Source organism: Rhizobium oryziradicis (assembly GCF_001939045.1).
In the GTDB taxonomy this organism is placed as follows: Bacteria; Pseudomonadota; Alphaproteobacteria; order Rhizobiales; family Rhizobiaceae; genus Allorhizobium; species Allorhizobium oryziradicis.
Genome location: NZ_MKIM01000025.1, coordinates 12781 through 28445 on the forward strand (window position 1 = coordinate 12781; position 15665 = coordinate 28445).

13 protein-coding genes and 1 pseudogene are annotated in these 15665 nt (G+C 55.4%); 7 read left to right on the forward strand and 7 right to left on the reverse strand.

Annotated elements, in window-relative coordinates:
* Window positions 1-93 precede the first annotated feature (93 nt).
* Window positions 94-1630, forward strand: a pseudogene (locus BJF95_RS08015) (ISL3 family transposase).
* Window positions 1631-1745: 115 nt separating this feature from the next.
* Here BJF95_RS08015 and BJF95_RS24630 read toward each other — a convergent pair.
* From BJF95_RS24630 to BJF95_RS08055, 7 genes are all read right to left on the reverse strand, one after another.
* A complete protein-coding gene (locus BJF95_RS24630) occupies window positions 1746-1943 on the reverse strand; it encodes a type II toxin-antitoxin system RelE/ParE family toxin (RefSeq protein WP_425348684.1) in 198 nt (65 codons plus the stop codon).
* 595 nt (window positions 1944-2538) lie between these two features.
* The gene (locus BJF95_RS24350; RefSeq protein WP_245297269.1) at window positions 2539-2859 is read right to left on the reverse strand and encodes a helix-turn-helix domain-containing protein; all 321 of its coding nucleotides are present in this window, start codon (window positions 2857-2859) and stop codon (window positions 2539-2541) included.
* A gap of 607 nt (window positions 2860-3466) precedes the next feature.
* A complete protein-coding gene (locus BJF95_RS08035) occupies window positions 3467-5884 on the reverse strand; it encodes a putative bifunctional diguanylate cyclase/phosphodiesterase (RefSeq protein ID WP_175577226.1) in 2418 nt (805 codons plus the stop codon).
* 37 nt (window positions 5885-5921) lie between these two features.
* The gene (locus tag BJF95_RS08040) at window positions 5922-6422 is read right to left on the reverse strand and encodes a putative pterin-binding protein (RefSeq protein ID WP_075638961.1); all 501 of its coding nucleotides are present in this window, start codon (window positions 6420-6422) and stop codon (window positions 5922-5924) included.
* 58 nt (window positions 6423-6480) lie between these two features.
* Window positions 6481-6993 carry a 6-pyruvoyl trahydropterin synthase family protein gene (locus BJF95_RS08045; RefSeq protein ID WP_083638752.1) on the reverse strand — a complete coding sequence of 171 codons (513 nt, stop codon included), beginning with the start codon at window positions 6991-6993 and terminating at the stop codon, window positions 6481-6483.
* Between the two features lie 22 nt (window positions 6994-7015).
* Window positions 7016-7912 (reverse strand): GTP cyclohydrolase I, encoded by an 897-nt coding sequence (folE, locus tag BJF95_RS08050; RefSeq protein WP_083638753.1) that lies wholly within the window; start codon window positions 7910-7912, stop codon window positions 7016-7018.
* Between the two features lie 183 nt (window positions 7913-8095).
* On the reverse strand, window positions 8096-8965 hold the full coding sequence (locus BJF95_RS08055) for a helix-turn-helix domain-containing protein (protein WP_075638963.1): 870 nt from the start codon (window positions 8963-8965) through the stop codon (window positions 8096-8098).
* Between the two features lie 111 nt (window positions 8966-9076).
* Here BJF95_RS08055 and BJF95_RS08060 point away from each other — a divergent pair, with 111 nt between their 5' ends.
* The 6 genes from BJF95_RS08060 (at window position 9077) to BJF95_RS08085 (ending at window position 15597) form a co-directional block, all read left to right on the forward strand.
* Window positions 9077-10603 (forward strand): GMC oxidoreductase, encoded by a 1527-nt coding sequence (locus tag BJF95_RS08060; protein WP_075638964.1) that lies wholly within the window; start codon window positions 9077-9079, stop codon window positions 10601-10603.
* An 18-nt stretch (window positions 10604-10621) separates the two neighbouring features.
* Entirely contained in the window at window positions 10622-11464 is an 843-nt protein-coding gene (gene aroE, locus BJF95_RS08065) for a shikimate dehydrogenase (RefSeq protein WP_075638965.1), read from the forward strand.
* A gap of 324 nt (window positions 11465-11788) precedes the next feature.
* On the forward strand, window positions 11789-12931 hold the full coding sequence (locus BJF95_RS08070; protein WP_075638966.1) for a hypothetical protein: 1143 nt from the start codon (window positions 11789-11791) through the stop codon (window positions 12929-12931).
* A gap of 11 nt (window positions 12932-12942) precedes the next feature.
* A complete protein-coding gene (locus tag BJF95_RS08075) occupies window positions 12943-14058 on the forward strand; it encodes a DegT/DnrJ/EryC1/StrS family aminotransferase (protein ID WP_075638967.1) in 1116 nt (371 codons plus the stop codon).
* A gap of 46 nt (window positions 14059-14104) precedes the next feature.
* Complete coding sequence (locus tag BJF95_RS08080; RefSeq protein ID WP_075638968.1) at window positions 14105-14884, forward strand: cephalosporin hydroxylase family protein; 780 nt, start codon at window positions 14105-14107, stop codon at window positions 14882-14884.
* Entirely contained in the window at window positions 14881-15597 is a 717-nt protein-coding gene (locus BJF95_RS08085) for a WbqC family protein (protein ID WP_075638969.1), read from the forward strand. The genes BJF95_RS08080 and BJF95_RS08085 overlap by 4 nt, the downstream gene beginning before the upstream one ends.
* Window positions 15598-15665: the final 68 nt, after the last annotated feature.

Sequence of the window (15665 nt, forward strand, 5' to 3'; positions counted from 1 at the left end):
CCAGTTGTCAATCGGCGTGGAATATTGGCTCTGACTCATTCTCGATGATGTTTCGGGTTCTACTGGCCTGGTTCTTGAAGGGGAATCAGCGCCATGCGAGCCTATTTTCAGCCTTCCGATTTAATTCCTGCCGAGTTGAACGTGGAGGCAGTGCATCACAGACCCGATGTGATCGTCGTCATCGCACATGGTCAGTCCCGAGGTTGCAGGTGTCCCGAATGCGGCACGACCTCCCTTCGTGTTCATAGTCGCTATTCTCGGATTATCACCGATCTGCCGTGTGCGGGCCGAAAGATAAAATTGCACCTGACGGCCCGGCGCTTCGTCTGCATTGTCGTCCATTGCCGCCGAAAGATTTTCGCCGAGCGTTTTGGTGATGGCGTGATCCGACCCATGGCCCGTCGGACAGCGCGCCTGGAGACCTTGGTTTACCATCTCGCTTTGGCATTGGGTGGTCGGTCAGCAGCACGGTTCGCAGATCGTCTCGGACTACCGGTTAGCAATGACACGCTGCTTCGAACCGTTCGCAGATATGATCGCCCACCACCATCGCCGCCAAGCGTCATCGGCATTGATGACTGGGCGTGGCGTCGCAATTACCGATATGGCACTATCATCTGCGATTTGGAACGGCGAAAGACGATCGCGTTGTTACCCGACCCAGAACCCTCGACCGCAAAGGCTTGGCTGGTCGAGCAGCCGCAGATCGAAATCGTCGCATGAGACCGCGGCGGTGGATATGCACAGGCCGCTGCACAAGCACTGCCACATGCCGAACAGGTCGCAGACCGCTGGCATCTGATGGGAAACGCCAGCCACGCATTTCTTGACGCCGTTCGCAAGTCAATGCGGCAGATCCGCATTGCAATCGGCACAGCAGCTGTAAACCCAAAGCTTCTGACAGCCGCCGAGCGACTGCAATATGAGGGATATCTTCGGCGTGAAGAGGCAAACGCCGTCATCCGTGGTCTCGTCAGTGAAGGCGTATCCATCAGGGAGATCGTGCGCAAAACCGGGCACAGTCGAAAGCTGGTTCGCAGGGTCGTCCGTGGTCAGCGGACCGACATCTTTCGAATCCGGCAAACTTCCCTGGAACCGCATCTCCCTTGGCTTGAAGCGCAATGGGACCCGGCTTGCGGAACGGCGCTGAACTTTGGCGGCAGCTTCGGTTGGTTGGCTTCGGCGGCGGTCTCCGTGTTGTCACCGAATGGGCAACGCGGCGAAGGCGTGCCGAAAAGGCCGAGAATGGACTCGGCCATGCGCCGGCCGCACGCACTATCGTCCGCTTGATGACGCTTGAACGCAACAACCTGACCACGGCTCAAACGATGACAGTCGCCGCCATTGAAGAGAACCTACCGGATCTTGTCGAGGCCAGGGATGTCGTTGAGAGCTTCCACAAAATGCTGCGCAGCAAGTCTAAAGATGATCTGGAAGCTTGGATCGACCGCGCGGCGAGAAGCCTGGTCGCGTCATCCGCGACCGGGCAGCGGTCCAGAATGCAATAACTTCGATGTGGTCGAACGGCCAGACTGAGGGCCAGATCACCAAGCTCAAACGCATCAAGCGGCAAATGTACGGCCGCGGAAAGCTCGATCTGCTCGAAGCACGTATTGTCGGAGCGCCCTGATGTCATCGAGATTGCGTCAGACCCAACATTCCACGCCGAAACACATCGTACATTACCTCGTTAAATCGGCCGCTTTCGACCTCTCTATCCAACGCTTCAGCCGACATACCGAGGATCACTTCGCTGCTTTCTTCAATATCGCTTCTTCATTCGGATCAATGTTGGCTCGGTCATTTTTGGGAAATCCGAACGCAAAAACAACTCGATGCTCAACCTGAAACAGAATTAGCGCTCGATACCCGCCAGATTTTCCGGACCCAGGACGACCGATACGTTGCTTGATCAAACCACCACCAAGGTCGGCATCTATCAATCCACGTTCCGCGCGCTTTACAGCTTCGCAAAGGGAAGCGTCCGCTTATGCGTTGTTTTCGAGCAAACTTTTCAAACCAGGCGTTTTTTAAAATTAGTATCCCGTCTCCATGTCACCACGAAAATACAACACCTAATGTTACAATTAAAGGGCGTCATAACGCTCTCTGAAAGCTACTCTGTTGTGCGGTTTCATTGGCAACATAGGCGCAACGACTGCTGAAAAAAGATAGCCAGTCGCGTGTACTGGAACATGCATCATCAGGAGGCCAGTAACCTGGCAAAGCATAACCGGCCTGACCAGCTTTAACAATTCGAACGCCTAAGGCTTCCAGCGAAGAGAAGCCGTGACGCCTCAACCAGCTTCGCCATTGCTCAATCTGATCCGTCCTTCTGTCGGCGACAAAAACCTGCGGAGCGGCCCGTAGCGGTTTGACGCACGCCGGGGCGTCCTCGCGCGGGTTAGGTTTATTTATTTTTTCTTTCTCTGGGTTTGGTGGACATATTTGTCCACCTTCACGGAACACAGCTGACCGCCTTGTGGGACGAGTTTGACCGCCTTTCTCGGGATAAAGGGTGACAACTTTGTCCGTCTTTTATCGGGCGTCCGATGCGCGTAAAATCGATGCCGCTGAGGGACGATATTCCGTGTTGTGCCCGATGCCGTTTCCGCGCTGGACTTCGAACCATCTTTTGACCTCGAGTTCACGGACGGCGCGCTGAATGGTCTTGACGCTCTTGCCAGTAGCAATGGCAATCGTTTGATAGGACGGCCATGCCTTCTCGGTGTGGCCGTTCAAATGCGTGGTGATGATATAGAGCGCCACGGATCGTGCGCTGTCGCTCAAATCCTTGTCGCAACTCAACTGCTGAAGCCATTGCAGTTTCACTTCCCGAAATGGACGCAGCTTGCTCATGCGCGCCTCCCCGAAAGAGAGGGGGCGGCACGCTCTGATAACCAAGACAGCAGCATTTCTCGATTTTTGGGACAGCGTTCAGGACGAATTTGAGGCAAAAACACATAAAAATCTCCTGACAAAAAACGTCTAAGCCATTGATACCAATAGGACCGCTTGACAACGTTCAGCCAGCAAGTATTTGATTTTACGACAACAAAATGGGATTGAAAATCCGCGTGTCGGTGGTTCAAATCCGCCTCCGGGCACCATTTATATCAAAAACAATGAGATTCTTGTGATTGTTGCAGCCCCATTTCCAAACGGAAATGGACGGCGTACCAACATTGCCACGGTCGACATGCTTCAAGATTATTTCGAGCATGATCCAATTTGCAGCACAGACCGTTTCGATCTGCAGACTGATAATGCTTGTCTTGTGATTGTATCGCCGCAGTTTCATCGGCCTATGAAGAGGCCTTCCGATCCATACTTCTCTTTGTTGGCACAGATATCTACTGCTTTAGGCAGAAAAGTCTAAACCGATTTTCTGCACGATGCTCTACAGGTAGCTAGAAAATGCGCCGAGCTGCACGTCTGTGCTCAAATTGCGTGATTGAAGAGCGAATTATCGCTCACTGAGGCTCCATGCATCAACGCCACGGTTGAAAGGCTGGGGCCGTCCTATGAGGTAGCCCTGCACCAGTTCGCAGCCGATGGACTTGAGCAAATCAAGTTGGTCCTGTGTTTCAACACCTTCTGCGGTTGTTCCCATTTTTAGAATGCCGCACAGGCGAATAATTGCCTCGACAATCGCGAGATTGTCCGCATTGCCGGTGAGTTCGTCAATGAATGACTTGTCGATCTTCACCTTGTCGAACGGAAATTTTCGCAGATAGCTGAGGGATGAGTAGCCGGTACCAAAATCGTCCAGTGCCAGGCCAATGCCGGACCGCTTCAATTTGGTCAATATCGTGAACGCCCCTTCGTTATCGCCGACAAGAGCAGACTCGGTTAGCTCAAGAATAAGTCGCGATGGCTCCAAACCGGAGCAGCTCAGCGCGCTCTCGACCGCAGCCGTGATGCTGTTATCGCGCAGCTGTATGGTCGACACGTTGACCGAGACACTCATGGTCTTCGGCCATTGGACAGCATCGGCGCAGGCGCGCCGCAGCACCCATTCTCCGATGGCTGTTATAAGCCCAATCTCTTCCGCCAACGGGATGAAGACGGCTGGCGAAATATAGCCCCGCACAGGATGTCGCCAGCGCAACAACGCCTCTACAGAGATAATTTTGCCCGACGCGATCTCCGCGATGGGCTGATAGAAGACTTCGAGCTGATCCTTGGTCAGCGCCTGCCGCAGGTCGAGTTCCATCGCCAGCCGCATCTCTTCGTTATGATCCATCTTTGGCTCATAGAAGCAATACATGCCCTGCCGGTGCGTCTTCGCCCGATACAGCGCCAGATCTGCATTCTTCAAAAGTTGTTGCGGATCATTGCCATCAATTGGCGCGATTGTCATTCCGATGCTGGAACTGAGCGGCATTTCGCGCCCGTGCACGATGAACGGTTTGCCAAGTGCATCCATCACCCGTTGGGCAAAAGCCTCCATATCGTCGGCATTGCGAACCCCACGCCGCAAAATTGCGAATTCATCACCGCCAAAGCGCGAGACGATATCGTGCTCAGTGGCGCATGATCGCAGCCGATCAGCCATGATTTGCAAAACCTTGTCGCCCGCGTCGTGGCCGAGGTTGTCGTTGACCGCCTTGAAACTATTGAGATCGAGCCACAACAGACCAAACTGCCCGCCGTTGTCCTCGCCAACATCCTCCAGCGCCTCCTGAAGGGCCTCAATGAAGGTTGCCCGGTTTGGCAAATCAGTCAGCACATCGAAGCGCGCCATATATTCCACCCGGGCCTCGACCCGGCGTCGCTCGGTCACATCCTCAAATGTTGCAATCCAGCCGCCATTCGGCATCTTCTCGCAAAGCGACAGCAACGTCCTGCCATCCTCGCAATGATGCAGAAAACGGGTTGCGCCTGCCTCGCTGGCATGCTCGGATGTTGCACGCATGACGGCCTGGAAAACACGTACGGCTTCGGCAAACTTGCTGTTGGGATTATCCCGAAGCTCGACAAAACTGACACCGAACGGCAAGTCATCCAAGTTGAGGCCCAGGATCTGGCAAAAGCGCGTATTGCACACATCAAGCCTGCCAGCACTGTCCAGCATGAGAAGACCGTGGCTCATATTGTTCAACGCTGCATCGAACCGGTCGTTTTGGGTGCGCAGTTGAATATCGCGGATCAGCAAAGTCTCATTCTGGATGCGAAGATCGGTATTGCGCGCCTCGAGATCGTCCTGTGCCTTGATGAGTTCGTTGCTTGAGACACGCAAATCCGTCGTCAGCACCTCAAGGGCTTGGGACGTTTTATTCGATAGCCGGTTTTGGTAGACAAGAAGCGCAATCAGACCTAAGCCGCAAGCGATCAGGCCCGTGATCAGATCAATGAAAAGAAATTGCAGGCTTTGAAGCCTGAGCTGATGTTCAACGAGTGTATCGCTGGTAAAGGTATAGGCGGCGGATGCCAGTTTTGGCGCACGCCGGTCAAGCGGATCGATGAGCGAGACAATCTGCAATGCGACCTTTCGATCGGCAATCGAAGGCATCAGGCTGTCGATTTTGTGAACGGCACTGTCCAGATCGTCGATGAACTTCCGCCGTTCGGGATCCCCGTTGACAAAATCCTGCAACACCGCCGATTTCAATGTTGCCACCCGGCTGACAAGAATGTCGAACCTCAGGTTCACTTCATTTTCATCGACATCGGGACTGCCAGCACTGAAAGCGGTCAGGCGTTGCTCAAACCGTGTGATCTCAACCGAAGCCTGACTGGTGATCCAGGCGATATTATAATTGGAGAGCTGCTGCGTCTCGTTTTGATCTTCGCGAATGAGGACTATGACATAGATCGCCAAAGCAAAGAACACGACGACGAGGCCAATCAGGAGAAACCTAATTGCTCTGCTCGGCCTCATCATGGCCTCCTGTGCCAAGCTGTCGATGACAGCATGGTTACTTCACTGTCATTTTGGCAACCTGCCAGGCAGATCGCTTGTAATAGAGCTGGCTTTGCAGCTCAGGATCGCTGTCATAGGGATAGACGATGAACAATGGTCCCTTATCGCGCACTGGCATGTACTCGCCGTTGCGTTTCATGGCAAGAATGACGCGAAAACGCGTGAAATCTTCCATAGGGATTTCCGTTGTATAGTCGTTCAAAGCCTGAACAATCAATGTTTTGCCTGTGGCACCAACGTGATCCAGAACACTCGACATCAACGGGCCTTCAAACTTGACCGAGCCGGTGTACCAGGGACATGTGGTCTCGAAAGCCACCATTCCAAGCGCTTCAAGGCTGTCCCTGTCGAATGTTGCTGTTCCATCCACGGTATTTTTGCTGATCAAACCATTGATCGAGAGAATGGGCTTTGTCTCTGAATGAGCAGGGCCTGTTAGAAATAGGCCAGCCGCCCCGAGGAGGCCGACGTTGAGTGTTCTCCGTGTGATTTGCATCTCTCTGAGCCTTCACGAACAAATGTATACGTGACCGGACCCCACGCCCGGCCAACGTTTATCGCGGTATTTCGAACAAGGCCGAGTTGCCGCCATGCTCACGCACTTCTACTGATTCCAGCCAGACACGCCCATCCGTCTCGCGCCCAACCAATGCGGATACGTATTCATAGCAAAACCGCGCGGTCTGCTCGCAGCCCACAGCTGGCATGATGCGCAAATCAACAAGCCCCTTGTTTGCAAGTTCAACGAATGTTGCCAATTCGGGATCATCTTCGGACACGAGCATCGTGTGATCGAATTGATCGTGCAGCCATTGCCTGACCTGTTTCATTCCGCCAAAATCGTAGCACCAATTATGCTGATCCAGCTGCTGTGTTGCAAATACAAATTTGAAGGCAAGCGCATAACCGTGCAACAATTTACAGTGAGAATGCTCAGCGCGCCATTGGCGAAAACAGCAAGACAAGCCCTCTGAGTGATCATAGGTCTTGGTCGAGCGATAGATCGCAGTCTGCGCGCCACCAAAACTCTTTTGCGCTGGCGTTTCAGCGACGTCCGCATGGCTCATGCTTTATCCCCCTCTGACATTTTCACCGTTGCAAGCCGACACATTCCTGGAGAAACTCCGCTTTAAGATCGCGATCCTCTGCCATGCAGCCGTAATAGGTCGTGGTGATCATGCGCGCATCATGGCTGGCGCGAATGCCGCGATGAGTCTTGCACATGTGAACCGCCGATATGCGAATAGCCAGACCGCGCGGCGCGGTCGTTTCCACGATATGACGTTCGATTTGCTTGACCAACTCCTCCTGGATCTGAAACCGGGACGAGAAATAATCCACCAGCCGATCATATTTCGAAAGACCAATGATCTTTCCATCCGGTGACGGAACGATACCAATATAGCATTCACCATAGATAGGCATCAAATGATGCGCACAGGTCGAGCGCACATCAATCGGACCGGTTACGATCAGTTGATCACATTGCTCGACATTGTCAAACTCGGTAATTGCTGGCGGAGGCACAAAGCGACCACGCAGGATCTCTTCGACATACATCTTTGCCACCCGCGCAGGTGTGTCGCGCATATTGTGATCATTGCGATGATCAATCCGAAGAACGTCGAACAGCTCTTCGAGCTTTACTGCGGCATCGGCCATGACCTTGGCGCGCTCGGCCTCTGTCAAAAAACCGTCGACCGCTTCATTCCCAAAGCGAGATGTCTTTGCCTGGAGGGCAGCCATCTCGCTTTTCATTGCTTGACCCGACATCATCATGCTCCCGGTTATTGTCTCGCATGGATGGCCCATAGTTATTTCAATTTGGTTAAATAAATCAGTAAGTATCGCCTGATTAAGCCACAGAATTGTACGGTGCCTGTCACAATTTTTGTGGTTACCAAAAGATTGACCAGCGGAAGACGCGGGCAAACAGATCATTCTGGAATAATCCTGCCCAAAATTGCGGATATTCAAAAATAACATTCTTTCGCCCTGCTTGAAACTTTGCTGGACATCCCGCTAAAATATCTGGGGACGATCAACCGCTGAAAGCTGTGCCCCATCGCTCACATCAGGGCCATGTCTTGACAGGCAAGGCTGGTTCTCGGGTCAAACGATCATACCAAGCCTTCCACAAAAAAAGCCCCTGCCCTACCGGCACAGCCGTCACATGCCCCGAAATCTCATGCGATAGGCAGACGGTGTCGCGCCGCGCGCTTTGCGAAAACGGCGGGCAAAATCCGCCGCATCGAAAAATCCGCATTCGGTGGCGATTTGCCCCATGGGCTTTTCGGTCTGAACCAGCATTTGGCAGGCGCGCCCGAGGCGCAACTGCCCGACATAGGCACTGATCGACATGCGGGTGCTGCGCTTAAAAATCCGCTGAAGCTGGCTCTCCGTCAGATGCGCCAGATCGCAAAGAGGCTTTAAGCGCAAAGGCTGGTCATAGTGATCGTGCAGATGGTTCAGAACCTTTTGCATCCGCACCCTGTCACGCGGCAAGTCGCTGACCATGACCTCGCCGCTGGCGAGCAGCTGCCGATCGGGTGCTTGCGCCAATTCGACCAACAGGGCTTGCAATGCTATGACCTGTGCTGCGGCATTCATCTGTCCCAGATCCAGGATTTGCCGACGGAGTCGGGCCGCCGTGTCAGAGCCAAAGCGGATGCCGCGCCGCGCCTGCATAAGCAGAGCGGCCACCGGCGCAAGTTCTGGCACCGCTCCGATCAACCCATCGGCCCATTGCTGCGTGAACCAGCAGATCATCGCATGATGCGCCGTGGCCTTGCCGATCAGGCTTTGCGACTGAAACGCATGCGGCAAATTGGGTGCGATCAGAACCAGATCACCATCGCCATAGTGTGCAACATGGTCACCGACAAAGCGCATGCCATGGCTGTTGACCGTGAGCGTTAGCTCGAACTCGGGATGGTAATGCCAGTTGAAGGGAAATTCTGGCAATTGGCGGTCAAAGACCAGCAATGATCGCCCTGGCGGGATTGCAACAGTCTCGAAATAGGGTTGAGATATGACCATCACAGTCCTTTTTGTCTCCTCTATGCGGCAATCATACAAGAAGATGCGGCTCTGTGGAATGGCGCCCCTATCCGTCCTTTGGCATGACATGTGCCTCGGGAGGAGCAAACAATGCAGACGATCAAGGCGGATATTGTGATCATTGGGTCGGGCGTGGGCGGCAGCGCCGTGGCCCATCAATTGGCAGGCAGTGGCACCAGGATTCTGATGCTGGAGCGCGGCGATTTTCTGCCAAACGAGCCGCAAAACAGTGACGCCGAAGCCGTGTTCCTGCAAGAGCGCTACAAAACCCGCGATGAATGGCAGGACGCCTCGGGCGCGCGCTATCGGCCCGGCCAATATTACTATGTCGGCGGGCACACAAAATTCTACGGCACGGCGATGTTCCGCTTTCGAGCTCAGGATTTCCAGGCAAGCACAATAGACGGCTCCCCGTCACCGGCCTGGCCGGTCAGCTACGACGAATTGGCCCCCTATTACGCCGAGGCAGAGCGTCTCTACGGGGTTCGTGGCCAATCCGGCATTGATCAAACCGAGCCGCCACGCGACACTTTCCCTCACGCCCCGATCCCGCATGAGCCCACGATTGGCCGACTGGCGAAAAGATTGAGCGCGCAGGGGCTGCATCCTTTTCCCATGCCCTCTGCGGTGGATTTTGGCGGAGGGGGCAGTTGCCAGCGCTGTGGCACCTGCGATGCCTTTGCCTGTCGGGTCAGCGCAAAGGGTGATGCAGAAGCGCGGGTGCTGCGCCCGCTGCTGGCCCAACCGGACTTGCAACTGGAACGCCACGCTCAGGTGACCCGGCTGATTGCCGACGATCAGGGCCATCGCATCATTGCTGCCGAGTTTCGGCGTGACGGTTTGATCACGCGGGTTGAGGCACCGCTGTTTGTGTTGAGCGCAGGCGCGATCAATTCGGCCCTGATTTTGCTGCGCTCAGCCTGTGCAGCGGCACCGGATGGACTGGCGAACCGCTCAGGTGTGGTTGGGCGCTATCTGATGAACCATCATCTGACCGGGCTGATGGCAATCAATCCCCTGGCCCGGAATGAAACCAAATTCCCGAAGACGCTCTCGGTGAACGATTTCTACAATGGACTGCCCGGCGACAGCAATGCGCGCGGCAATATCCAGATGCTGGGCAAGATTCAGGGGGCCATGATCCGCGCCACCTATCCGACCATGCCGCGCGTGCTTGCCGATTGGCTGGGGCGGCATTCCGTTGATGTGCTGGCAATGTCCGAAGACACCCCCGAAGCTGACAGCCGCGTGCGGCTCCTGCCCGACGATCGGGTCGAGGTCGATTACCGCCCCGGCGGCACCCACGCCCATGACCGTTTCGTGCGTCATGTCAGGGGCGTCCTCCGGCGCGCGGGCTTTCCTGTCGTGCTACGTCACGGCTTTGGCATCCGCGCGCCCTCGCATCAATGCGGTACAGTGCGGATGGGGGATGATCCAGCAACCTCGGCGCTGGACACCATGTGCCGCGCCCATGATCACCCCAACCTCTACGTGGTGGATGCCGGGTTCTTTCCTTCGTCCGCAGCACTGAACCCCGCCCTGACCATCGCCGCCCAAGCGTTACGGGTGGGGGCACATCTGCGCGAGATGCATAGCCGTCTAAGCCAGTTAGCTTGAACAGAAAGGACCGGATATATGAATTTTCTTTTGCCCCTGACGGGTTCCTTTGCCCAGCCTGCTGGCGAAAACCCAACCGTCGCCATGATCGAGGCGGCATTTGCCCATCATGGTCTGGATTGGCGTTATATCAACGTGGAAGTCGCCCCCGAACATCTGGGCGATGCCGTGCGTGGTGCGCGGGCCATGGGCTGGCGCGGCTTCAATTGCTCGATCCCGCACAAAGTCGCGGTGATTGCGCACCTTGACGGATTGGGACAGTCGGCCGAGATCATCGGTGCCGTGAACACCATCGTGCGCCAGGGCGACCGCCTGATCGGAGAGAACACCGACGGACGCGGCTTTGTGACCGCTCTTCGCGAGGTGGTGGACCCGAGCGGGAAATCGGTGGTTTTGTTCGGCGCGGGCGGCGCTGCACGCGCTGTGGCCGTCGAGATCGCGCTGGCCGGAGCCGCCCGGATCGCGCTCGTCAACCGCAGCATAGCCCGTGGGCAAGAGGTGGTTGATCTGCTGAACACGCGCACCCCGACGCAGGCCAGTTTTGTGCCTTGGGAGGGACCGTTTGTGGTGCCGCCCGACACCGATATCGTCATTCACGCCACCTCCGTGGGGCTTTATCCCGACATTGATGCCATGCCAGACATCGACACCGACAGTTTGACGCCCAAGATGGTGGTGGCCGATGGCATTCACAATCCGCCGCTCACGCGGCTTCTAAAAGCAGCCCAAGCCCGTGGCTGTCGCACCGTCGATGGGCTGGGCATGCTGGTGCAGCAAGGGGTCATCGGCATCAAATACTGGACCGGCGTGGATGCTGACCCGCAGGTGATGCGGCAGGCATTGCTGGCCCTCGACCTCTAAATCTTGTTCGGGAACCGTGGAGACCGGTTTTCCTGACCAGACACACGCAAACCAGGTGAACATGATACCGCCGGTATAAAGTGCTGCGGCGGTATCATGCATCCGCTTGGAGGTTTCAAACACCAACCCGCAGCAGGGGTCGCAAGGCTATGCCTCAGAGCGACACTGACTTTTTGATGTGGGGCGACAGAGAGACAACTGCCAAGCCTCACGCCAGTTTGCGACGATACATTCCGTCCAAATTCCGTTGCCCGGTTAGTGTTTGGATCGTGGTCACGGCAAATGTGTCCAGCGGTTTTGCCGCGCGTATTCTGTGAGCTGTTGATGCCCAAGCTATCCGTTTGCATTCCAGTTGAGCCCGGTCATGGTTTGCCCACCTATATTGTTCGTGAGCTTTTGAAAAATGACGCCGCGGATTTGGAAATCATCCTGTCCACCTTCGGCAATCGCTTGCAGGATGCATCGGACATCACCGAAATAGCCGAACGCGACACGCGGTTGCGGCTTTTGCCCCCGGCTCCTGACAATATCTCGGCCGGCCAATTGTGGGTTGGAACTGTTGCGGCGGCGCAAGGAGATTGGGTCACCCTGATCTACCCCGAGGACATGATAGAGCCTGATCTGCCCGCGTTGTTGACGCATCTGGAAGAAGAGCAGCCCAAGGCCGATGCGCTGGGCTGGAGCGCTTTCCAGATCTCGCCGTCCACGCCACGCTATGTGCCAACCAATGTTGCCGTGCCCGTGCTGCACAATGTCACGGCCTATGATAAGGCACCCATGCTGGAAGCCTTTTTCTATTGGAAAGGGTCGCAACAAACGCCGCGAATGCCCTTTGGTCTGTTTCATGGCGCCATCAAGCGCAGCCTTGTCGAGACCATTTTGGGGAGCTGCGGCGAGCTGAGCTGGCTGACACTTTTGCCCCAATATGAATGGTCGGCGCGGGTTTTGATTTTTGCGGATGCGCTCGCACTCAGCAACAGACCGCTTTCTGCCTGCAGCGTGGAACCCTTCAAGCCACAATATGTCCCGTCTGCCATCCAGAATTTTCCCCTTCATTCCGGGATAGGCATCACGGCCGCGATTGCAGAGATTCAAGTTCGGACCTTGGCGGAACTCGGCAGTGAATGGGCCGGATTTGGCGAAGATTTTGTCACTGCATGCCTCTATGATTGCGCGTCAGAGCATAATCCGTCTGCATTTCAAGCCAAGGTCGAGGCCTATCGCAAGGCATTTTTAGCCATGCCGGGCGGTGCTGCCTTTGTGGCGGGCTTCCAGCCGCCCTACTCTGCCACGCCCCCATCCGACGCGCGCCGTGGCCTTTTTGGCAAAGTCCTGCTGGTGGACCGCTTCATTGGCAATGCCGTGACCGCCCAGGAATTCTATGCGGTGATGCGGGCTATGTTGACCCCCATTGAGGTGATTGCGAGCGGTGGTGCCGTTGTCGATCTGAATAAAAAGACGAAATAAGGGCCATTATCGTGCAAAATCGTATTCTTTATACAAAGCCCTCCATTACCGATCTTGAAACCAGCTTTGCTGCTGACGCGGCTGCCAATGGCTGGGGCGATAAATGTTATGATTATATTTATCGCTTCGAAAAGCAGTTTCGCGAGCATATTGGCACGCGCTTTGCCATTGCAACATCCAGCTGCACGGGGGCACTGCATCTCGGCCTCGCAGCACTTGGCGTCAGTGCGGGTGATGAGGTGATTTTGGCTGATACCAATTGGATCGCCACGGTTGCGCCTGTTGTGCATCTGGGTGCCAAGCCGATTTTTGTCGATATTGATGCTCACTCCTGGTGTATCGCTCCTGCCTTGATCGAGCGCGCCATCACCCCCAACACCAAGGCCATCATCGCCACGCATCTTTACGGCAACCTTGCCGATATGGATGCCCTGCTGGCAATTGGAGCCGCCCACGGCATTCCGGTGATTGAAGACAGCGCCGAGGCCATTGGCTCGGTCTGGACCAATGAGCGACGCGCTGGCTCCATGGGTCGGTTTGGCACCTATTCCTTTCATGGCACAAAAACAGTGACCTGCGGTGAAGGCGGCATGTTTGTGACCAATGACGAGGCCTTGTATGAGACGGTGCTGACCTTGAGCAATCATGGCCGGGCGCGGGGCCAAAAGAAGCAATTCTGGCCTGATATGGTCGGCTTCAAATATAAAATGTCCAACATCCAGGCGGCCATTGGCTGTGCCCAGATGGAGCGGATCGACACCCTCACCGCCCGCAAGCATGAGATTTTTGAACGTTACAAGGAGTTGCTGGGCACGCTTCAGGGCTTGAGCTTCAATCCTGAACCGCCAGGCACGCGCAATGGTGCCTGGATGCCCACCGTGGTGATGGATCAGGCGCTTGGCATTCGTCGCGAACACATGGTTGACGCCTTTGCACAGGCCAACATTGATGCACGGGTGTTTTTCCATCCGCTCTCCAGCCTGCCGATGTTCCAACCGGTGCTGACCAACCGCAACGCCTATGAAATCCCTGAGCGGGCCATTAACCTGCCAAGCTATCACGATATGACAGACGACCAGATTGGTCGGGTGGCAGATGTGATCAAGCACCTTGTAAACCCGCAATGACATCCCGTTTGCCTGATAACACAGCTAGGAAAGGCCACCAGCGCCCATGACTCATCCTGATGACCGTCTCGAATTTGAAGAGAACAAGCGCAAAATGAGCCTTGCCTTGGGAGCCGATAGCCAGGCCTTCGACGAATCCCTCAAGCTGATGCTGACGCTTGACCAATATGATTACTCTTATCTGTGGTCCTGGATGGGCGTGCCAATCATTCAGTTCCCCGCTGATGTGATGGCGACCCAGGAAGTGATCTGGAATTCAAAGCCCGATATTATTATTGAGACCGGTGTTGCACGCGGCGGCTCGATGATTTTCATGGCATCCCTGCTGGCGGCCATGGGCCATGACAAAGCCAAAGTGATTGGTGTCGATATTGATATTCGCGCCCATAATCGCGATTCGATTGAGAAACACCCGCTCTCGAAATACATCACCCTGATCGAAGGCGGCTCCGTTGATGACGACGTGATGGAGAAGGTGAAAGCCCATATTCCACCGGGTGCCAAGGTCATGGTGGTGCTGGACAGCGATCATTCCCGTGATCACGTTCTGGCCGAATGCCGCGCCTATGGCCCCTTGGTGACAGAGGGCTGCTACCTTGTGGTGGCTGACACCGTTGTTGGTCATCTGACAGAAGAAACGGCACCCAAAAAGCGCTCCAAGATCTGGTATCAGGGCAATGAACCGCTGTCTGCCCTGCATGATTACATGGCGGAAACAGATTGTTTCGAAGTGGATGCCGTTTTGAACGGTAAACTGGTTCTGTCGTCCTCGCCGGGCGGTTATGTACGCCGAAAAGTGGCGTCAGCAACACGGGTCTCTGAATGACCCGTGTTGTCATTTCTCAACCCATGTATTTCCCCTGGGCCGGTTTTATGGCCCAGATGGCACTGGCCGATGTCTATATCTGGCTCGACGATGTCCAATATTCCAAGCGCAGCTTTACAAGCCGCATTCAGGTGAAGACGGCCGGTGAGCGATGCTGGATGACCATTCCGGTGGTCAGCAAGGGCCGCTACGACCAGAGAATCATGGATCTAGAACCCTCCAATGACACTTGGGAAAAATCTCACCGGGTGTTGTTATCGCAGGTCTTGAGCCGCTATCCACACAAGGCCGATGCCCTGTCTCTCTTCGACCAAACCATGGCGCTGGAGGGCTCGCTGTGCGATCGGTTGATTGCCAGTGCCGAGAGCCAGGCACATCACCTTGGCGTGCTCCCTCCTCGTATTTATCGCTCGTCTGAGATGGGCTGCAAAACCACATCGTCTGAGCGATTGTTCGAGCTGGTTCAAGCCGTTTCCGGCACCGACTATATCACCGGGCACGGCGCATGGGCCTATCTCAATCATAGCTTGTTTAACGATGCCAATATCTCGGTGTCCTACATGCGGTACAATCCTCTGCCGTGGCCTCAGCCACACGGAGATTTCACCCCTTATGTTACCGGCCTCGATTTGATTGCAGCAGTGCCGCGCGATCAAGCCAAAGACCACCTGCGCCCCGCAACCGTTGATTGGCGCGCCTTCACACCCGGATAAAACCCTCCACCCCTCTCCGCGGTGGGACGGATTTCAAACCCGAGAACAACGCCTTCGCCTTGAAGGCC